Raw genomic sequence first — 19,671 nt, forward strand, 5'->3', positions numbered from 1 at the left:
CGGATTCGCCAAGCGGAAAACAATGGCGCATCTTAGAACTTCCTGGCGCGTTGGAGAATGCAATGACCGATAAAGCGTTCGCTCAGGCTGATCCGCAGTGGCTGACATTGATCAGCGCGGCCCGTGAATGGCTGTCCGGCCCTATCGGGCAATTTTTGCTGGATGAAGAACGACGCATGCTCGAAGACGAACTGGGGCGCTTCTTCGGCGGTTATCTGGTGCATTACGGTCCGTCGGCCCAGACGCCGCCATCGGCGCCCCAAGTGCAGCGCAATGTGCGGCTCGGTGCGCCGTTGCCCGGTGTCGAAATCGTGTGTGAAGAACAGGCCTGGCCGTTGAGCGAGCACGCCGCTGACGTGGTGGTGTTGCAGCACGGGCTGGATTTTTGCCTGTCGCCCCATGGTTTGTTGCGTGAAGCGGCGAGCAGCGTGCGGCCCGGCGGGCATTTGTTGATCATCGGCATCAATCCGTGGAGCACTTGGGGTTTGCGCCATGTGTTCGCCCATGACGCGATGCGCAAGGCGCGTTGCATCTCGCCGTCGCGCGTCGCCGACTGGCTGAATCTGCTGGGTTTCGCGCTGGAGAAACGCCGCTTCGGGTGCTATCGTCCGCCGCTTGCTTCACCCGCCTGGCAGACCCGTCTGGCTGGTTGGGAGCGCAAGGCTGGTGACTGGCAACTGTCGGGCGGCGGCTTCTATTTATTGGTGGCGCGCAAGATCGTGGTGGGCCTGCGTCCACTTCGTCAGGAGCGGCGCGAACCGATGGGCAAGCTGATTCCCTTGCCGATGGCCAAGGTCAATCGTCGCCGCATCGATCCGTAATACCTTTTTAATATTCCCGGCCGGGTCAGTCCCGGCCTCGGGCATCGTCGATCACTGATCGCCGAGCCACCGCATTTTCTGGATAGATTGGCATGAGCGATAGCGTAGAACTTTTTACTGACGGAGCCTGTAAAGGCAACCCGGGCCCTGGTGGCTGGGGCGCGTTGCTGGTGTGCAAAGGCGTTGAAAAGGAACTGTGGGGCGGCGAAGCCAACACCACCAACAACCGCATGGAGCTGATGGGCGCTATTCGTGGCCTCGAAGAGCTCAAGCGCTCGTGCGACGTGCTGCTGGTAACCGACTCCCAGTACGTGATGAAAGGCATCAACGAATGGATGGACAACTGGAAGAAGCGCGGCTGGAAAACGGCGGCGAAGGAGCCGGTTAAAAATGCCGACTTGTGGAAGTTGCTGGATGAACAGGTCAATCGCCACAACGTCACCTGGAAATGGGTGCGGGGGCACATCGGTCACCACGGTAACGAACGGGCGGACCAGTTGGCTAACCGGGGTGTGGATGAAGTGCGCGGTTACAAGCAGGCTTGATTCTGTTTTTGCCGATGTACCGCGTCGCGGCCATTGCGAGCAGGCTCACACCCACACTGGATTTCCATTGTTCGAAAATCCCTGTGGGAGCGGGCTTGCCCGCGATGGCCGCAACTCGGTCTATCTGAAACACCTGGGCGAGCGTGTTAACATCGCCGCTTTTGCACGAATGACCCGTTGAGAGCTGAGCACTGATGGCCACCAGATCCGTTGTCTATCTCCGTCTTTAGGGGAGGTGTGTAAACTCAGTCCCTCAGTGGTTTCGCCCAACGAATCTGGGGTAAATACCCTTGCGCTCCCGTCATTTATACAGCCAAAGCTAGAATTGTGTAAACCCTGGCTTCTTTCCAAGCCGCATGGTTTACATTCGGCTATCGGTGACGCCATGGCCGCAAGCTACAAGAAGATTTCCTTTAAGGTCTTCAAAGCCATAGGTCATATGGCCCACTATCAGATGATGGTGGGTAGAGACTGCCTCGTTCTAGACCCTCCGGAACTGACGGGGGAACAGGTGTCGAAGGCTAAATCTAATGCGCACCTGCTAGCCACCGCGGTCACTGACCCAGCTTCATTCATCAAGACTACCTCACTTATCGGATCGAAAGCGGCGGGCGATGTTGAATCTGACTCAGTTGCCCAGATTTTTCCTATGGCTCTTCCCGCGTCGGACACTGGAGGGCTGATCTGGGGGTACTAGGCTTGGTGTGATCCCATGTCGGCTTCAACAACGGGCATCGACATGGAGGCGGGAGGCAGTCCTAAAGCTAATTATTGCTGCCAGTACCGATGCACCGTGGAACTGGCCAATCCAAGCCTCTGCGCCACCTCAGCCTGACTCAATCCTAAAGCTTTCAGTTCTCTCACAGCATCGGCATTCTTGGTATTGCCAGGCTTACCCGCAGGCCGCTTTTTCAGCTCTTTGCCCACAAACTGACTCCGGACAAGCTCCTCTCCTCCTTCTGCTTTGAATGAGTCAAGTTCTGCACGTGCACGCTCTAGAGTGGTGTCGGTAGGTTCATCCTTCTGGATAGCGACGCAGAGGGCCATAAGAGCAATAGGATCGAACTGGAGGGCCTCTGCTAACTCGATCAATTTCGCAACCGTGATATTGCTCTTTCCTTGCTCCAGCTTTCCTATGTTTGCTTTTGCACTGACATCTGCCAAATCACCATAGTCAAATCCTCGGACTGTCCTGATTGCTCTGAGTGCTCCGGCGATCTCATTCTTAAGCGACATGGTCTGCCCTAAAAGCGAGGATAGAGCCATAACGCGCGCATTCCGATAAACCACGTTTGGTGGTATTATCGGTAATGTGCGGTGACGTCTTCTCAGAGCTAAGCCGCACAATCATAGGTTCAGAGTCTTTTGGAGATGGGCATCAGGCAGCTTTAGCGACCTGAGCACCCAAACATATCACATGTATTGTCAGAGGTTTTTTGATTGGAACTCGAAAAAATCCAAGCAGCCAGCGAGCTCCTCTCCAGCATCGGAGAGGCTCGGTCTGGATCTATGGAAAGCCAAGAGACTTTGATCCAACTGGTACAGAGTCGCTTTCCGAACAAAGGCTTTTGCATCGTCCAGCAGTGGACGATCGTGCGCGCGATAGCGAGCGATGGGGATCTCACCAAAATCCACGTTCATGGCCACCTGCCGCTCTTTGTTTTCGCCGAAAAGGTCATCCTAGACAGCCGAGGACGCTTCGACTACGGAAATTGGGTGCGCAGCACCATGGCCATTTCATTCCAAGATGGCTTTCTCTTTGAAACCAAAAACACTGTGTACGTTTTGATGGGAGACGGCGACGAAAAGTCAGCCAGTCTCGCCGCGATACTGTCTCTTTATCATTGATGTCAACTGCAATTGCGGTCTGTAGATCCACGGGGATGTGAAATGTTTAGAAGTCATGAAACTGTTGCCCAGGGCACTCCTAATCTCTTTGGGGATGGGTATTCGAACTGGCGGATGTTTGAACGCCACTTGGCTCATCCTTGGTATCACGTTGTCCTTGAAGAGCGCTTGGAGGGCAAGGTATGGCCACGCACCATGATGATTAGTGACGTCGATATGCTCGAAGAAATACTTTCCCAACAAACCAGCGAGTTCGTCGTTGCGGAAATTCAGGTCGTCACGCCAGGGTGGATGAACAAAACCGGTAAATGGATCATGGAGGGGCTTTCGGGGTTGTTGGTCGGATATGACTCTAGTGGTGCTCGTGTTTGCCTTCATAACATTGGCGACGAAAAGGCTTATACGGATGCCCCAGGCTGTCTTGTTGACCCTCACTCTCTCAAAGGGCTTCGAGTGATTTTTTAATCCGAGTACGTAAATCGCAGCCTCTCCTGGCAAGGCGCGCCATGGTCGGAGGCCGCCCGCCGCAGCTGTATGCAATGACAACTAAAACGAAAGTGGTCGTCTGCTATGAAAATTCAGATTTACTCAGATCTGCACCTCGGGTTCGCTCGGTTCGATCCCGCCCCAAGCGAAGCGGACGTTGTCATTCTCGCCGGCGACATTGATATCAAATCTCGCGGCGTGAACTGGGCGAACGACACATTCCAGTGCCCGGTAATCTACGTGTGTGGCAATCATGAGTTTTACGGTGGCCACCTTGATCACACGCTCCGACAAATGAAAGAGACGGCAGCTCCTCACGTGCACGTACTCGAAAACGAAACGCTGATCCTTGATCAAACCCGGTTTTTGGTCACAACGGCATGGACGGATTACTCGTCCACCGGCGATGTGGTCGCCTCCAAACGCGCTGCATGGGAATGCATGAATGACTTTGCTGTGATCAGAGCCGATGAAGATTATCGGCGTTTGTACCCGGATGATCTGATCGCTAAATCACAGGCGGCGTACGCCTGGCTTACAGGGGAATTGGACAAGCCCTTCGCCGGTAAAACAGTTGTCGTCACGCACCATGCCCCTACTTCGGATTACGTGAGTGCGGATTTTCCGTCACACCTCATTGCTGCGTACGCAAACAATTGGCCTGAGCTTCTGGGGAAGGCCGATCTCTGGGTTTACGGACATACCCACATCGCTGCGGATTTCGTTAAACGAGGATGTCGAGTTGTGTCAAATCCTCGCGGATACCCGACCGAAGAAACCGGTTTCGATCAGGATTTTTTGCTCGAAATTTGATGAGCGGCATTCAGCGATAAACCTCAGCAATTTGAGTTTTTCCCTACGTTCTAGCGCTGGGATGAACCCCATTTGTGCGATCTATACCTAAATCGATTTCGAGAAATTCACATGGTTACGTTAGAAGAGATCTCTCAACTCCTTTACGGCGCGGGGGAAGATGTTCCTGGCTGGGAAGGCACACAAGAAGACCTGATCTATTTGGCAGCAAAAGCGTTCCCAGGGAAAGCATTTTGCGTAGTACGGCAATGGATTCTGATCGACCTTACGGTTAACCCGGATGAAAAAGAGAAGCTCACGGGACTTGGTCTACTGCCCGCGACTCTGTACGCGCATGAAGTTGTTTTCGATAGTCGAAATCGATTTCAGCCTGGCATGTGGGTTCGCAGCAATTTCGGCGTGTCTTTCACTGAAGGCTGCATGTTTGAAACCAAAAATACTGTCTATCTCCTGCTTGGGCCAGGACTGAGAAAAGAAGCTAGCATTGGTGCCGCTTTTTCAATGAAAGCCGAGTAGGCGACGATCACCGAAGACTCACATCAAGTAATTTTGGAGCTTTGGCCGGATGCCAGAAATCATAGAAGTCGAATTTCATAGTAAGTTTCTCAGTGACTTCCAACTGAGTCGCCTAGTACAAGCGAGTCTCCGAAAATACACAGTACCCATTACGGCCTTTATCAGCGATGCAGTGATCATCGAGGATACCTACATGATGCGGGCCACTGAAAAGCTTCGGGCCCAACAGTCTCTGTGAAAAAAGATTAGGGTCAGCATACGCACTGGCATGTTCAATCCGGAGGAAGCCAAGTACGCCAACGGCGTTCTGGTGGAGTTGCCATACCCCACCGACGACGTGCGATTGATGACAAAGGCCGCCGTGGAAGCGGTGGGTCGAGTCTTCCGGCCAGGTTTCAAGTACAGCAAAGCCGAGGTGCTCCTGGTCAACCTTTGCCAAAAGGGCGAGTACACCGAAGATCTCTTTTCGATCTCCCAGACGGCTGCCACCGAGAAAGTCATGGGCGTGCTGGATGCCATTAATGGCCGCTGGGGTAGGGGAACGATGCGTCTTGCGAGTGTGCCAACCGATCCCGATTGGGGGATGCGCCGGGAGATGATGAGCCAGAGCTTCACGACTCGAGTAGATCAGCTATGGACGGTGTACTGTAAATAGTGGGATGAACACGGCTCCGAAGACAGGCCACGCTAAAAATCGTTGAAAAGGATTAGGTCGTTGAAGATATTCCTAGATTGCGAATTCACTCAGCTAAACAAGGATTCGAAGCTGATATCCCTAGCGCTGGTTTCGGAGGCGATGAGTTCTACGTTGAGTTGACGGATACCTATTCGGTCGAAGACTGCAGTGATTTCGTCATCCAGAACGTCCTCCCGCAGCTCGATCGTCTGCGATATGGTCAGTCGCTTGTCGAGGCCCGAGCCTCTCTTCGAAGCTTTCTAAGCGGCTCCGCTGAGGAGCTTGAGGTGTGCTCAGACGCGCCACATTGGGACTGGGATTTTTTCTGTGATCTCGCTAGCGCGGAGCATCAACCCTGGCCAGTCCAGGTTGTGAGTAAACCAACCAACCTTATAAGCCTCTTCAATCAGCTGAGTGCGGAAGCTCTTGAACAGGTAGACCTGTCTGATCCGCCCCACCATGCGTTGCTGGACGCGCGAATGCTTGCAGAACTTTTCAAGGTCTTGGCCTCCAGGCTTGTTTTGTCACCATAGAGTCGTAATCACGACGTAGGCCGATCGATTTTGGACGATGTACTGCTGGAGATTGGAGTTTCACCAACGGTGGGGAAGTGGAAAAACCGGATTATTCTAAATTATGGCTCAGCAATAATTATTGCTGAGCCATAATTTCTCACCTCAAAAAGCCCCTGTAATCGGAGCAACCCCCGTCATCCAAATAGGCAGAAATTCCAGCTATTGCTGCGACGTCGAACAGTAGATAAGGTTGGGGCATGAATGATCCTCTTATCCCTATCATCACCTCTGCAAACCGCGTTCAGAGCAACATCTCGCCGGCGCTTGCTGAATCGATGAAAGCTCACCCCTCCGTATCCAGAGCTCTCGAACAGTTGGCGGCTGACATTTATGCGCACCCGGAGCGCATTCAGCCGGTAGATACGCGTCTGGTCACCCGCATCATTTCGTTAGTCGGTCAGGCTGATGTTGACCTGAATACGCCGCTCTTGGCGGAGGACGAATAAATCAGGGCAGCGAACCTCGACTTGCATACCTAGAGCTCCTGGCCCTAAATTCAAATTGTAGTTTTGGTGTATTGTTAGGTGACTAACTACCTAGAGAACGATCATGTCCAAGCTCGCGGAATTCCGCCAACTCGAAAAACACCTAGCCGAACAGCTCGAAGCTCTCGAAGCTCTGAAAGGGGACGCTGGCCTCAAAAAAGAGATCGAATTTGAAACCAAGCTGCGCGCTCTGCTTGCCGAGTACGGCTACAGTCTCCCGAACGTGATCAACCTGCTTGATCCGAAGTCTGGTCGTCGCGCACCAGCCGTTGAATCCAAAGCCGGCAGCCGTAAGCCACGCCAAGTGAAGATCTACAAAAATCCTCACACCGGCGAAGTCGTCGAAACTAAAGGCGGCAACCACAAGACGCTGAAGGAATGGAAAGCAGAACACGGCTCCGCGACGGTTGAATCTTGGCTGAGCAAGTGATTTCGTTTTGAGTACAAAAGGGCCCTTTGATGGCCTTTTTTGTTGAAGACACTTTTTAAGCTCTGTCTCTTCCAGTGATTGGCTTTTAACTTGAATTTCGCCTCAAACCCGCCTAGTCACGATTGGGAAGCAGATCAGCCTTCGGGCTACTGAATAAGTAGGAAAATCCCCGCAGGTTAGCCCTACCGGGGGGGGCTCCCTGCGTGGAAGAGCACATCGTCAAAGCTAATCAGTTTCTAGCTATGTTTTCGGTGGCGCATGGCGGACGTTGTCCTAACCTACAGCATGAATAGTGAGCAGCTATACAGGTGGTCAAGTCTGAGGGAGAGAGTTTCTCTGTCAGTTATAAGGGGCCCTTCGCTCCGAGCAACTGCTCGGAGTGACAGTAAATATCGCTTTCTCGCACACTGCTTGAAGCATTGCACTTTGGAAGTAGGTCTTCTGCCGAACCTAAGTTCGAAAATCGATTGGGGAGAAATGGACAAGTGAACATCCAAGCGCTGGTCGGATCCGCGCCAACAAATCTGCTCATTGTGGGCTCCATCCTGGTATTTCTTGTCGTTTCGTTCGTAGTCGTTTTTCTGATTCCTGGGGTGCTGCATTGGTTCCGTTTGCTGCGAATACAGCGGCGTATTGCAAAGTTTGAGTCTCATAGCTTCGCTACTGAGTTCAAGAAAGTATTCTCACGGGACAAGCGTTTGTCCCATCTGTGGAAGGAGTATCAGGACTCACTCCATTTTCAACACGAAGATCGCGACGGGCAGGCTGTTGTCACCGCAGTGAGAGCCACGTTGCCTGCGGAGATCTTCTTCAACAGTCAGTTCGTTGTCGATAGCCGGCTGCGATCTGAGTTCTTCAAGCACCTGCCGGGGATATTCACCGGTATCGGAATTATTGGAACGTTCTCTGGTTTGATTGAAGGGCTACGGCAGTTCCAAGTGAGCGAGAACGCAGCGACCGTTCGCTCTAGCCTTGAGATTTTGATGCATCTGGTTGGCGAGGCATTTCTGATCTCTGCCGCAGCCATTACTGCGGCCATGGTCGTGACGTTGCTTGAAAAGCTTCTCCTTGCGTCTCTGTACCGCCGCACCGAAGAAATTGCCCATGAGATCGATGCCCGCTTCGATTCTGGTGCAGGAGAGGAATATCTTTCCAGATTAGTCAAAGCGTCCGAAGACTCTGCCAGTCAGTCTAAGATCCTCAAGGATGCATTGGTCAAGGAGTTGGGCGAGTTACTTCGAGAGGTCACCAACGCGCAAATTGCCTCGTCCAAGGAGCAGCAGACGCTGCTGATCGACCGACTGACCGAAGCGTCTCGGCAAGACAATGAAGCGTTGGGCGCTACCATTTCAGAAAGCATCCAGCAAAGCTTGAGAGGCCCGTTGCAGGATATTGCCGAGACTGTGAAGTCCGCCAGCGGAGATCAGAGTGCAACGGCGGCTCGGATGCTACAAGATGTCATGACGAGCTTCAGTCAGCGCCTAAACGACCTTTTCGGTGGGCAGATATCGGGGCTAAGCGACTTAAATCAGCAAACGGCTCGAAGTATTCAGGATGCCGTCGTTACGCTGAAGTCACTGGTTGAAAACATGGAGGAGTCCAGCCGTCGATCAACTGACACGATGGCCGAACGCATGGCGCAAGCCATCGAGAAGATGGAGGTTCGACAAGAAGCGATGAACGCACAGTCCGCCGCATTCGTCGAACAAATCCGCCAGTTGGTCGCCACCTCCCAGACGGATACCAACCAGAAACTTCAGGCCACTTTGGAAACCATAGGCACTCAAGTTGCCGGCATGCTCTCAACGTTGAGCGAAACCCAAACGCAGGTATTCGAAGGCAATCGATCTCGTGAGCAATCAATGATCGATCGTGCACAGGGTGTCGTTAATGGGATGTCGGAGTCAGTCGAGATTGCCATCAAGGAGATGAGCGCGGCGTCGACCCAAATGGCTCAGAACGTCGCAGCTCTGACCCAGTCGACGAGTACCTCTATCAGCAGAATGGAAGCAGGTGCGGAGTTGCTAGGCGCGGCCTCTAAAGATTTTGCAGTAGCGGGTGAACGTGTCGCAGGTGTCATGGAGCATGCCGCTGATGTTTCCACGAAGCTGTCGGAAACTTCAGGCACTCTCAATGCCGGCGCTACGGCGATACAAGAGCTACTGCGCGACTATAAAACGCAGCGCGAAGCTGTGGTGTCACTGCTCACCGAACTACGCGCAACGGTCGAGTTTGCTCGCAAAGAAGCGACGTTGACCGCCGACATTCTCAATCGTATTGAGGGATCGGCGAATCGGCTGGCCACGGCTCAGAAGCAGGCCGACGAATACCTAGATGGGGTTAGTCGCGTGCTCGGTGATGCCCATACTTCGTTCGCCACAGAGGTCAAACGCACCCTTGATAAAGCGAATATCGAATTCCATACCAAGCTGACTTCGGCGGTTGGATTGTTGTCGTCAGCAGTAGGAGAGCTTGAGTTAACTCTGGCATCAATGGGCACTCTGAAACCTGCGAGTAAGTAAGCGATGCTAGGCGCCAAAATTGTCATTAAACGCTCAGGTAAAGACGAGGCAGAGAAACCATTTTGGATCTCGTTTGCCGATCTGATGACTGCGCTGATGGTTTTGTTTCTTGTCGTGATGGGAGTGGCGCTATTGGCGGTTACTAAGAACGTCACTGAGCGCGAGAAGCAGGAAGAGCAGCATCGCCAAGATATCGAACTCATTCTGGAGCGATTTACTGAAGCAGCCAAGCGCTATGACGGAATAAAAATAGACAAGGAGCGGCGGGTAATCGATTTTGGTGACCGAGCCCGCTTCGCGTTCGGTAAGTCCAGCTTGTCAGTGGATCAGGAAAGCGTCTTACGTCAATTCGTTCCTGAAATCTTGACTCTTGCGAATGATGAGCTTGGAAAACGTGTGCTTAAACGCATTGTGGTGGAAGGCTATACCGATAAAAAGGGCTCATACCTGAGCAACCTAAATCTGAGCCTACAGCGTAGCCAGCGCGTGCTCTGCACGATGTTCACAAACGCAGGTACCAACCTACTGAGCACCGCGCAGAAGGAGGATGTACGTACTTTGTTTCTTGTCGGTGGCTATTCATTCAATGCAGCCAAGGACAGTGATGAGGAGAGTCGCCGTGTCGAGATGCGTATCGAATTTCTCGGTATGGGCGAGCAGCGTGCCAGTGCTGGTGATGCTTCCGAAAACTTTGGGGAGTGCGCGTTGCGATGAACGCGCTCGATAATCTAGCTGTACTTCTGCAAGTCGGCACTGAAGAGGGTGCCAAGGCGATGCCGACCTTTTCCGGAATGGATGACCTCATTGCGAAGATGGCTTCTCTTACAAAGACAAAAAATTTTAGAGCGCTCTCGGAGGATCATCTTCTCGAAGCAGTTCGCCGCTTCTGGGATCGCCAGGAAGTCCCAACTTTTCGGGATGCCTATTTGCTCTCATGGGGATTGTGTCTGCCACACCGCCCACAGGGCCCGTGTGTGCTCGAGGATCGCCCCCGACTCCAGCGGGTGCTCGATGGCGTGGACGGCTGGAATGTTCGACCGGCGGCGTACCGTCGTTGTTACCAAGGACTGGTCAAAAGCTACTTCACATACGACGCTTTGTCAGACTCGGCACCATCCGCTGTACGCAGTAATTGGAACCTTCTTCGCGACTATCTACGTGAGCGAAATCACTTGATTCGCGATGCTCAAGCCAACCCATTGTGGGTCGACGCAGCGATTGGAAATCGACAGCTATTCGGTGACAGCCCTTGCGAGCCTTACGTTGACGCACTGCTGAGGGGCGATTCCGGTGCGATAGACCACATGTGCGAGCAACTCGGAATCGGCAAAGCTTCTTGGTTTGTTCGAGAGCTTGTACTCGCGCAGGTACATGGTGCGACCCATCTTGGCCACGAGCAGTTCAAGGCTCTCATGCCGCGCCTTCTGGAGTTGTTGGCTGGAAACGTGGTGATATGGGATAGAGGTCTCGTCTTCATCCTGGATCGATATGTGAGTATCCCGGGCATGCACTTAAATCAGCATCTAAAAGAAGCTTCGGTTAAATGGTGGGGTAATCCATGGCTTCCTTCGAATGAAACACGCTGGGGTGCTGTCGCTCCAGAGGCGCGGACGATGGTCGCGGATTGGCTTAAACTTGAATTTATCGAGACGTTTTTCACAAAGCTTGCCGAGGATGGTCTTGGTGATCGCCGGCGCATGGAGTTTTGGAAGCGCTACGTCAAGGCAATTCAGGATATCGAATTTGCATTGGGTTCGTCCGCCAGGAGCTCACGTGAGCGGGATTTTGTGGTGCTGCGCGACAAGATGAAGGGGCTCATCCGCAATCTAGACGCATCCGGTACAAACAATGCGTTCATCATGCGGATGGGTGATCTTGTCGCAGTCGAGTTCAGCGGTATGGGGAACGCGCTGTATGGCTACGACGCTAGCAAATCATTGCCATTTGATACGACAAAGATTCTTCACTTAAGCGTCAATGCCCCGAATTCCCTGAAGCATAAGCCGCCCCATGGAGTATTGTGGATGCAACACCAAGACGGTATTCGTGGCTGGGAAAAGTGGGAGCAAATGTTTGAGGCAACCATGAAGCAGGAGTTCGGCATAACACCGGATGCCGGAGTTGTTTCTGGCACACGTCCTGTTGAACGTGAAAGTCGTTCCAGTTCGACTCCCTACGGTGGTGATGCACAGCTGTACAGCCGCATAGCTCTGGATAGATTTGTGAGCGCACATGGATTTCATCTTGAGGACAAAACCCTTCAAGGCGGCTGCCTCTGGATTCGAGCAGGTGCGGATGACAAACAAGTCTCTGAGGCTCTGACTCATTGGGGGTTCCGTTACAAGGCCGGCAAAGGTTGGTGGAAATAAAGAGGACTCGCATGCTCAGGTTCTTCAGGAAATCGAAGGAAACCAGTAACGCCACGAAATGGAACCGACATTGGTCACCATCTGGTGTGGTGTTTTCTCGTGCCGCGAGTCAAGGCAGTGTTTCGATCGATAGCCCACTGCTGGAGGGCTTTCTGACTCAGCTCGTCGATGACGGGCTGGTGCTGGATACTGAGGATCGATACCTACTTGGATGGGACGACCTGTATACAGCGATCGGTCGACCTGCTTATGCGGAATTGTCGGAGCTGCTCATGCTCCCTCCGCGCACTGCAGCGAGGCAATTGCTTCAAAGTAACCACTCTTTGACTGACCGAAATTTTTCGATGGTGATTGCCGGCTGGCAATCCGGGGATGGACGAGCTTCTCAATGGGAAATGACCGGCCCATTGATTTCGCGTGATGAGCAGATCGAAATGATGAGCTCGGAGCAGTGGCAACTCTTCAAGGAAGTTGTTGGCTTCTCGAGGCGTTCTGAACATGAGCGAGACGATCTATTCCACCGCCATGCATGGGGCCGAATTCGTTCTTTGGCGTTGGCCGCCAATGCTCATCTCGATGACTTCCTGTATCGCTCGGTTGTCCTGGCGCCGGAGAAGCTGGAAATAGGTCTACGGCATTCCGATGCAATTGCCGATGATCGAGTTATTGAAGTTGAACCCGGTTTTGCCGGGGCGCCATTTGGCTGGCTAGAAGCTTTCGACCGTAGCCGCGATGTGCGGGATCGCTACGATATCGTTACTCCGGATGGCATCGTACAAGTGCTGGTCACACCCAAGGTGCGTACCGTCCTACGGGAAATCAAGCGCCTACCTGGTCGGCGAGTAGCAGGCTCCCGTGCGCAAGCTTTTTTGCTCAACCCCTACGCCACCTTAGGTGACGATGCGGTTGATGTCATCGTCGAGTCCCAATTTGAGCAGGCTCGTGAGGCTGCGGGACTCGATTACGAGCGGTTTGTGCCAATCTTTGAGCGGGACGCCTCGGGATATCCTCTCCGAGTTGGGCTGCTGGTCGAAACCGCTAGCCTAAATGGCCCCACGTCTTCGGAAAATCAGTGGTTGGATGACGCAACATTGGCTGTATTTATTCGCATTGCGGATCGTGCATTCAGTGTGGGCTATCAGTTGATCAGCTGGAATGGCTATGAACTGGAGGTTCAAGGCGATACGCCTCGTCATATTGAAGAACTTAAAAACGCATTACAGCAAAGACGGGCTTTACCCACTGTGGTCTCTTATGCGCAGGTTCACGACCTCAGTGGTTACTCAACACGCATCGAAGCTATTGGTGTTGAGAAACCGTACTACTCGCCCTACATTGCCAAAAAAAAAGATGATGAAGGCTGGTTTCCAGAAAATGTTATGCCCGTCGTTGTCTATCAATCTGATGATGCGAGCGAGCCAATAGCGGTTCCCACCGATAGGAAGGCTATCGAAAGTTTGGAAGAAGCTGTCAAGAAAGCTCGGACGGCAGGGGAGGGATTTGTTCATCCCCCATGGTTACCTACAAAAATTCCACTGGATGAGGCGGAGCGGATCACCGAGACCTTCAGGGATGTTTTCAAGGAGCTTGAAGAGGGCGCATTCGATTTAAACAAAGGTCGTCGTGCCACTAAAAGTTCAGGTCAGGTTCCCCGCAAGCAACTTGTTTTGAGGGCAAACATTCAGTCGCTCGAGTACGAGGAGTCGCGACGCGAAGCGCTCGCAGCTGTTCCAACGCAACCCTGCTTACCAAAAGCGATCCGCCCCAACTTCTCTCTGCTTCCTCATCAGAGAGAAGGACTGGCGTGGATGCAGCACTTGTATGGTTTGCAGGCCGAGTATCAGGTGCGCGGAGCGGTGTTGGCTGATGATATGGGGCTTGGCAAAACCTTTCAGCTCCTGGCGTTGATGGCTTATCTCATCGAACGCGATCCAAGTATTGAACCAATGTTAGTGGTAGCTCCCGTCTCATTGCTGGAGAATTGGGCAGAAGAAGCAGACAAGTTTTTTGAGCCTGGTACTTTTTCTGTCCTGATGGCTTATGGTGATTCACTGACTCGGTTACGTGTACCGCGTTCTCAGGTTGATCAGCGACTGCAATCCGAAGATGGGTTAGTCAAGTTTCTAGTGCCGAACTGGGTAGGTCGCGCCAAAATTGTGCTGACTACCTATGAGACTCTTCGTGACCTTGAATTTTCGTTTGCCTCACAGAAATGGTCACTTATGGTGTGCGACGAGGCCCAGCGCATTAAGAACCCTGCTGCAATGGTCACCCGGGCGGCGAAGAAGCAACAGGTGGGATTCAAAATCGCTTGCACAGGAACGCCTGTGGAAAACACGCTGGCTGACGTATGGTGTTTGTTCGACTACGTCCAGCCAGGTCTGCTCGGTGCACTGAATGATTTTGGTCAGCGGTATCGGAAGCCTATCGAAGCGAAGACCGAAGAAGAAAAAGCGCGTGTTGATGAACTGCGCACCCGTATTTCACCGCAAATTATGCGCCGCCTAAAGAGGGACGTGGCTACAGACTTGCCTAGGAAGATTATCGTAGAAGAATGTCGCAGACTTCAGCTCTCGGACACGCAACGTAACCTCTATGCCAAGGCAGTCGAAAGCTTCAAACGACGAGGAGATGCTAATTTTCCATCGCCGTTCAAGAATCACTTGGGTCTGCTGCACTATCTTCGTCTGATCTGTACGGATCCGCGACAACATGGTTTGAATGTGTTCAAACCGGAGCCTATACGCGATTACCGCCGCAAGGCGCCGAAGCTCGACTGGCTTCTTTCAACGTTGCGCGACATCAAGGCGAAAGATGAGAAAGCCATCGTGTTCTGCGAGTTTCGAGAGATCCAGCGACTGCTTCAGCACTACATTGAAGCAGAGTTTGGCTGCAAGCCTGACATTATCAATGGCGATACGAGCGCATCGACGAAGCACACCGATAGTCGCCAGAAGCGCATCAAGTCGTTCCAAGTGTTAGATGGCTTCGGCGTGCTGATTCTCTCACCAGTGGCTGTTGGCTTCGGTGTGAACATTCAGGCCGCCAACCATGTCGTCCACTACTCACGTACCTGGAACCCTGCAAAAGAAGATCAGGCGACAGATAGGGCATATCGAATCGGCCAGACGAAAGATGTTTATGTGTATTACCCCGTTGTTCAAGCTGATGACTTCACGACCTTCGATGTAAAACTTGACCAGTTGCTTGCCTACAAGCGCGGACTGGCAGAGGACATGCTCAATGGCGCTGGCGATGTCAATCCTGGTGACTTCAACCTGGAGGATGTTGTACCGAATGCGGATCAACAAGAACTTGATGAGCGCGTCGACCTCGATATGGCTTTGCGAATGGGGTGGCAGCACTTCGAATGTCTAGCCGGTGTGCTATGGACTAAGCGCGGATACGAATGCTACCGCACTCCTGGCAGCAACGATAACGGTGTGGATGTAGTGGCCCTAGGAATAGGAAAGGGTCAGTTGGTACAGGCAAAAACCAGCGGCATCGACGGTGCCATGTTGAGCTGGGAGGCCGTGAAGGACGTGGTGACGGGGGAGGCCTTCTACAAACGCCGTCACCCCAATGTGATTTTCGACAAGGTTTGCTTTACAAATCAGTTTTTTAATCGTCAAGCACATGAACATGCCGAGTTGAATTCGGTAGAGCTGCTTGATCAGGACGACCTAAAAGAACTACTGGAAAGCTACCCCGTTACGATGTTAGAAGTGGAGAAGATGCTTTACTCCGATTGGCAGCAGACTGATCTTGTGTAATGGTAGATTGGTGCCAAAAATAATGGCTGAAAGTAAGCTTGAGGTGATTATGTTAGTCGGAGCTGAAAACCAATCGTTGTATCACGAGTACTACGACTTCATTCAAGATGTCGGAGCCAAAAAAGCATTCTCCTATCTTGTCGGTTGGGCTTCATCTCTCAAAAATTATAGCTGTCTACCAAGCTCTCATGGGGTGATTAAAGACTTCAGGATGATGCGGGGCTCTGATTGGGATTTCGCATTTATCCCAAATAAAAAATGGTTGCTATTTTATTTTAGAAAGCCTTCCCTGAAGTTTGAAAAATACTCACGCAATGAAATTCTAAAGAGGTTTCCAGAGGCAAATGAAACTAACGCAGGAGAGTTCACTCTTAGAATTTCATCTCTTGAAATGGCCGTTAAAATTGCTGACTTCATTGAAGTCTAAAAACTCGCTGGAACCATTTTATTTGGAAACGGATACACTGGCACCTTAATTTAGTCGTTGTGGATGGCCTCAAGGACTTTCTGGTGGTAACCGCTCCACAAACTACACCTTCAAATGAACCGATAGCCCGTCGATGCTGTGCCCCCAATTTTTCTGGTGCCAGCCCATGATGCGTCCCGACCCCAAGGTCAAATACCGTTTACCTCTACCCCAAACGATTTGCGGAAATCCATCAATGGCCTGGCGGCTTTGGTCGAATTGGATATCAAGGTCGCGGTGTTCGACCCGGTGTTGTTCGTCTTCGTCAATCGCACGCGCAACCAAGTGAAAATTCTGTATTGGCACCGCAACGGCTTCTGTTTGTTGGCTCAGGAGCCCTACGCCTACCTGCGCCACATCCTCGAGTGCCTCCTCCAGGCCAAGGCCGTCGAGGACTACGAAGCGCTGCTGCCGTGGCGCTGTGCACCAGCCATCGCATACTGACAGCCAACCCTCTCATAAACGGATGGGGGTTTATGGCGCGCTTACGGATCAAAGTCCGTCACCATAGGGGGCAATACCTTTGCCAAGGCTGCCTGAATCCGGCTCCAAAGTGCCTATAGGCGCATCGTTCGAGGGTTCTGACGGCGATCAGACGCTTGATTGTTGCCGCTGACCGAAAACTGACCCAGTAAAGGCTGTTGGGCATCGCTCCTTTGGACGGTGTGCTGCAGATGTTCTGTACGTGTGAGCTCATAATCTAAATGGACATGTAAAAGCTATGCAAATCAGCAGGTTAAGTATTTTTGTCAATTGTCCATTTTTCGACAAATCGATGGACACCCTTTTCGACCTGCCAGCCCCGCAAAGTGCGCCGACCACTGGCGCTCTGCTCCACAGGGCAAGTACATCACCACCCAAAGGCACGCCCTCAGATTGCCTGAGTGATCTTGGGCTAATAACTTGGCGCTGTGGTTGAAAGTACAGTCTGAACTCGGATGAAGTTCCAAAGAAGGGTGTAACTGATCAGTGAATGTCAGAATGTGACTTGGCGCCCCCATCGAAAGCGAGGGAGTGACGAGCATAACGTAGTCAGCGCCGAGGCCCCCTTTTATCAGCTTGCCACGGATAGCGTGGCAAGACTTCGCTTCGGTTGTGAGGACTACTGGACTGTGGATTGGGGCTGATCACATGACTCAAGGATGATGTTAAAGTGCCTGCTTATCTTTGAGTTTAATGGACGTTGAGAGGTTTGGATGCTGAGTAATCTTGGATTTAATGAATCGATCGCAGATGATGATGCGGTAGCAATCATTGTTGGGCCTAATGGCTCGGGTAAGAGTTTCTACCTGCTGGATGTAGTCAACGAGTACAAGAATAAGAGAAGCATTACGATTCTTTCCAATACTCCCTATGGCCGCTTGAATGGCCTGAGGGGTGTTAACAAGTTTTCAGTGGGACGCTTCGGTGTGTCGCCCAAGAAGATAATTAAGGAGGCGGTGCTTCAAGCACTTAGTCGAGAGGACTCTGCATTTTATCATGTAAGCTCAATACTTGAATATTGCGGATATTATCCACGCTTCGGCTTTCGTTTAGAAGGCTTAACTTTGAAGAATGTTGAGGGTTTCAGCAGCCTGTTTGAACATGCTGAGATGTTTTTTAAAACTGAGGAAGGGGTTCGGGATTTCGAGATTGCTCAAAGCTTTATTTCTCGCTGGCATCCGGGAGAAGTGATTTGGATCGATCCAAGAAGGTCTGCTCACGAGTTTTCTCAAAGTCGTGAGTTTGCAGCAATGTTGAGGTGCGAACGTTTTCTGGTACAGGCCGGGATCATAAAGCAAATTGGCGTTTTCCTCGCCAAGGACGAAAGTGAGGGGTTTGAACTAAGTAGTGCGAGTTCGGGGGAGCTGTCCCTTATCTGTTCCTTGATCTTTTTGTCCACGAGTGTGGAGCCTAACTCGATAGTCCTTATCGATGAACCTGAAAATAGTCTGCACCCCGCTTGGCAACGTGAATATATCGGTAAGATAATTGCAGCGTTAGCCTATCGAAATGTATCCGTGGTTGTTGCTACTCACTCGCCACTCGTCGTTTCCGGAGCGCTGGCTGAGCACCAAAACCTAGTGTCGGTTCACCAAATGACCGGCGCTGGGCCAGTCCGATTGAATCTTGAGAATGCGTCGACCAGCAGCGCGGGAATCGAAGCGATTCTATGGAAGGCATTTGATGTTGTTACGCCCGCTAATCATTTTGTCAGCGAAGAAATCGTAGATGCAATGAACAGGTTTGAGCGGGATCAGTTGAGCAAGAGTGGTTTGATTTCCTTGGTCAGAACAATGCAAGAGAAAAGTTTTGACAGTCAACAGGAAGAGTTCTTTGATGCGGTTCTTGAGCTGGTTGATAAGGTTGACGCCAATAGGCAGAATAAATTGAAGTCGGGAGGCGATGTTTAAAGTGCCGGACGCATATCTTCCAAGTTTGACTGAGCTCCAACTGCTGGATGAAGAATTGGCTGCCATCCGAGAAGCTCTAGCCACAGAAAGTCCTTGGGCGGTGAAAGGGGATTTTATACAGAGTGCGAAAAATAAAATTAGGGACTTTCATCTTGTTCGGCATGAGGAAAACTGCTGCTATTGCAGGCTGAATTTACATGGTCTCGGCCGTTTTGCAGTTGATCGCGAACATATACTTCCAAAGGGTAAGCCTTATTATCGTGCGCTTAGTTACACTGTGTGGAATCTTTCTGCCTCCTGCAAAAGATGTAATATGGAGTATAAGGGGGAAGATGATAGCTTTGTTGTGGATAAAAATAATGCGGTGGAGTACCAGAAGTCGGAGAATTATTTGATCGTGCATCCTAGCTTTGATGAGTGGGAACAGCATCTGTCACGTGAAAGTAAGCAGGTAAATCGAAAAAACATGGTGAAGTTCACCATCGTCGATGGTAGTGCTAAAGGGCAATACACCTATGATTATTTTAATTTGATGGGTTTGGAGGTTAACACCTTCACCTCCGCACAAGGTGCTGATGCGCTTGGGAAGCCAACAGATACTGAAAGCGGTCTAGAGGTCAGATTACTTGCCTACAAGCACGGGCAATAGGAAGGGCGCTTTTGGCACCTCATAGGCACATCTGCCGTTTACTATTTGGTGGGGGCGGTTGCTTGCTGTCCCCATGGCCTGAGCTATCGTCCCCCCTACTGAATTCTGTGAAAATAACTCGTTGAGTATCAGGCTATACACTGACATAAAGCTTTTTGCCAACAAAAAGCCATCACGGTACAATCGAGCATGTATCGCTTCAGCATGCTGTATATATAAACAGTTTTTGTAGCTTGGCTTTTCGAGGTACGCGGTTGCTGTACCTGAATTGATTTTTCCAGTTGTGGTATTGGATTTGCCAGGA

At 51.6% G+C, this 19,671-nt stretch carries 16 protein-coding genes and 3 pseudogenes; 18 read left to right on the plus strand and 1 reads right to left on the minus strand.

Features of this window, described 5'->3' with window-relative positions; genetic code table 11:
- Positions 1-62 precede the first annotated feature (62 nt).
- Together AC3ISI_RS12135 and rnhA are read left to right on the plus strand one after the other, a co-directional pair.
- Positions 63-821, plus strand: coding sequence for a methyltransferase domain-containing protein (locus AC3ISI_RS12135; RefSeq protein WP_489337172.1), 759 nt, complete (start codon positions 63-65; stop codon positions 819-821).
- A gap of 92 nt (positions 822-913) precedes the next feature.
- Positions 914-1,366, plus strand: a complete 453-nt coding sequence (rnhA, locus tag AC3ISI_RS12140) for a ribonuclease HI (protein ID WP_008028618.1) — start codon at positions 914-916, stop codon at positions 1,364-1,366.
- Positions 1,367-2,134: 768 nt separating this feature from the next.
- Here rnhA and AC3ISI_RS12145 read toward each other — a convergent pair.
- Positions 2,135-2,602: a resolvase gene (locus tag AC3ISI_RS12145; protein WP_489337173.1), complete on the minus strand. Its 468-nt coding sequence runs from the start codon at positions 2,600-2,602 to the stop codon at positions 2,135-2,137.
- 204 nt (positions 2,603-2,806) lie between these two features.
- Between AC3ISI_RS12145 and AC3ISI_RS12150 the strand changes: the two genes are divergently transcribed.
- From AC3ISI_RS12150 to AC3ISI_RS12225, 16 genes and pseudogenes are all read left to right on the plus strand, one after another.
- Positions 2,807-3,214, plus strand: a complete 408-nt coding sequence (locus AC3ISI_RS12150) for a DUF6957 family protein (RefSeq protein WP_489337174.1) — start codon at positions 2,807-2,809, stop codon at positions 3,212-3,214.
- Between the two features lie 42 nt (positions 3,215-3,256).
- Positions 3,257-3,679, plus strand: coding sequence for a hypothetical protein (locus AC3ISI_RS12155; protein ID WP_489337175.1), 423 nt, complete (start codon positions 3,257-3,259; stop codon positions 3,677-3,679).
- 105 nt (positions 3,680-3,784) lie between these two features.
- Entirely contained in the window at positions 3,785-4,513 is a 729-nt protein-coding gene (locus AC3ISI_RS12160; protein WP_489337176.1) for a metallophosphoesterase family protein, read from the plus strand.
- A 111-nt stretch (positions 4,514-4,624) separates the two neighbouring features.
- Positions 4,625-5,029, plus strand: coding sequence for a DUF6957 family protein (locus AC3ISI_RS12165; RefSeq protein WP_489337177.1), 405 nt, complete (start codon positions 4,625-4,627; stop codon positions 5,027-5,029).
- A 187-nt stretch (positions 5,030-5,216) separates the two neighbouring features.
- Positions 5,217-5,684: pseudogene (locus AC3ISI_RS12170) on the plus strand (DUF4113 domain-containing protein); the annotation flags it as partial.
- Between the two features lie 793 nt (positions 5,685-6,477).
- On the plus strand, positions 6,478-6,726 hold the full coding sequence (locus AC3ISI_RS12175; protein ID WP_489337178.1) for a type II toxin-antitoxin system PrlF family antitoxin: 249 nt from the start codon (positions 6,478-6,480) through the stop codon (positions 6,724-6,726).
- A gap of 103 nt (positions 6,727-6,829) precedes the next feature.
- Positions 6,830-7,195, plus strand: a complete 366-nt coding sequence (locus AC3ISI_RS12180; protein WP_489337179.1) for a histone-like nucleoid-structuring protein, MvaT/MvaU family — start codon at positions 6,830-6,832, stop codon at positions 7,193-7,195.
- Positions 7,196-7,680: 485 nt separating this feature from the next.
- Positions 7,681-9,717 carry an anti-phage ZorAB system protein ZorA gene (zorA, locus tag AC3ISI_RS12185; protein ID WP_489337180.1) on the plus strand — a complete coding sequence of 679 codons (2,037 nt, stop codon included), beginning with the start codon at positions 7,681-7,683 and terminating at the stop codon, positions 9,715-9,717.
- Positions 9,718-9,720: 3 nt separating this feature from the next.
- Positions 9,721-10,431, plus strand: coding sequence for an OmpA/MotB family protein (locus AC3ISI_RS12190; protein WP_489337181.1), 711 nt, complete (start codon positions 9,721-9,723; stop codon positions 10,429-10,431).
- Positions 10,428-12,086 (plus strand): EH signature domain-containing protein, encoded by a 1,659-nt coding sequence (locus AC3ISI_RS12195; RefSeq protein WP_489337182.1) that lies wholly within the window; start codon positions 10,428-10,430, stop codon positions 12,084-12,086. Before AC3ISI_RS12190 ends, AC3ISI_RS12195 begins: the two co-directional genes overlap by 4 nt.
- An 11-nt stretch (positions 12,087-12,097) precedes the next feature.
- The gene (locus AC3ISI_RS12200) at positions 12,098-15,859 is read left to right on the plus strand and encodes an SNF2-related protein (RefSeq protein ID WP_489337183.1); all 3,762 of its coding nucleotides are present in this window, start codon (positions 12,098-12,100) and stop codon (positions 15,857-15,859) included.
- A 22-nt stretch (positions 15,860-15,881) separates the two neighbouring features.
- Positions 15,882-16,286, plus strand: coding sequence for a hypothetical protein (locus tag AC3ISI_RS12205; protein ID WP_489337184.1), 405 nt, complete (start codon positions 15,882-15,884; stop codon positions 16,284-16,286).
- 156 nt (positions 16,287-16,442) lie between these two features.
- A pseudogene (tnpB, locus tag AC3ISI_RS12210) lies at positions 16,443-16,598 on the plus strand (IS66 family insertion sequence element accessory protein TnpB); the annotation flags it as partial.
- A gap of 57 nt (positions 16,599-16,655) precedes the next feature.
- Positions 16,656-16,769 (plus strand): annotated as a pseudogene (locus tag AC3ISI_RS12215) (transposase domain-containing protein); the annotation flags it as partial.
- Between the two features lie 752 nt (positions 16,770-17,521).
- Positions 17,522-18,718 carry an AAA family ATPase gene (locus tag AC3ISI_RS12220; RefSeq protein ID WP_489337185.1) on the plus strand — a complete coding sequence of 399 codons (1,197 nt, stop codon included), beginning with the start codon at positions 17,522-17,524 and terminating at the stop codon, positions 18,716-18,718.
- A complete protein-coding gene (locus AC3ISI_RS12225; RefSeq protein WP_489337186.1) occupies positions 18,711-19,367 on the plus strand; it encodes an HNH endonuclease in 657 nt (218 codons plus the stop codon). The genes AC3ISI_RS12220 and AC3ISI_RS12225 overlap by 8 nt, the downstream gene beginning before the upstream one ends.
- Positions 19,368-19,671: the final 304 nt, after the last annotated feature.

It is taken from the genome of Pseudomonas sp. GL_139_B (assembly GCF_057834475.1).

Bases quoted from the DNA above. Each gene is read 5' to 3' on its own strand.
- AC3ISI_RS12135 (WP_489337172.1), top strand. From the start codon at position 63: ATGACCGATAAAGCGTTCGCTCAGGCTGATCCGCAGTGGCTGACATTG.
- rnhA (WP_008028618.1), top strand. From the start codon at position 914: ATGAGCGATAGCGTAGAACTTTTTACTGACGGAGCCTGTAAAGGCAAC.
- AC3ISI_RS12145 (WP_489337173.1), bottom strand. From the start codon at position 2,602: ATGTCGCTTAAGAATGAGATCGCCGGAGCACTCAGAGCAATCAGGACA.
- AC3ISI_RS12155 (WP_489337175.1), top strand. From the start codon at position 3,257: ATGTTTAGAAGTCATGAAACTGTTGCCCAGGGCACTCCTAATCTCTTT.
- AC3ISI_RS12160 (WP_489337176.1), top strand. From the start codon at position 3,785: ATGAAAATTCAGATTTACTCAGATCTGCACCTCGGGTTCGCTCGGTTC.
- AC3ISI_RS12165 (WP_489337177.1), top strand. From the start codon at position 4,625: ATGGTTACGTTAGAAGAGATCTCTCAACTCCTTTACGGCGCGGGGGAA.
- AC3ISI_RS12175 (WP_489337178.1), top strand. From the start codon at position 6,478: ATGAATGATCCTCTTATCCCTATCATCACCTCTGCAAACCGCGTTCAG.
- AC3ISI_RS12180 (WP_489337179.1), top strand. From the start codon at position 6,830: ATGTCCAAGCTCGCGGAATTCCGCCAACTCGAAAAACACCTAGCCGAA.
- AC3ISI_RS12190 (WP_489337181.1), top strand. From the start codon at position 9,721: ATGCTAGGCGCCAAAATTGTCATTAAACGCTCAGGTAAAGACGAGGCA.
- AC3ISI_RS12195 (WP_489337182.1), top strand. From the start codon at position 10,428: ATGAACGCGCTCGATAATCTAGCTGTACTTCTGCAAGTCGGCACTGAA.
- AC3ISI_RS12200 (WP_489337183.1), top strand. From the start codon at position 12,098: ATGCTCAGGTTCTTCAGGAAATCGAAGGAAACCAGTAACGCCACGAAA.
- AC3ISI_RS12205 (WP_489337184.1), top strand. From the start codon at position 15,882: ATGGCTGAAAGTAAGCTTGAGGTGATTATGTTAGTCGGAGCTGAAAAC.
- AC3ISI_RS12220 (WP_489337185.1), top strand. From the start codon at position 17,522: ATGCTGAGTAATCTTGGATTTAATGAATCGATCGCAGATGATGATGCG.
- AC3ISI_RS12225 (WP_489337186.1), top strand. From the start codon at position 18,711: ATGTTTAAAGTGCCGGACGCATATCTTCCAAGTTTGACTGAGCTCCAA.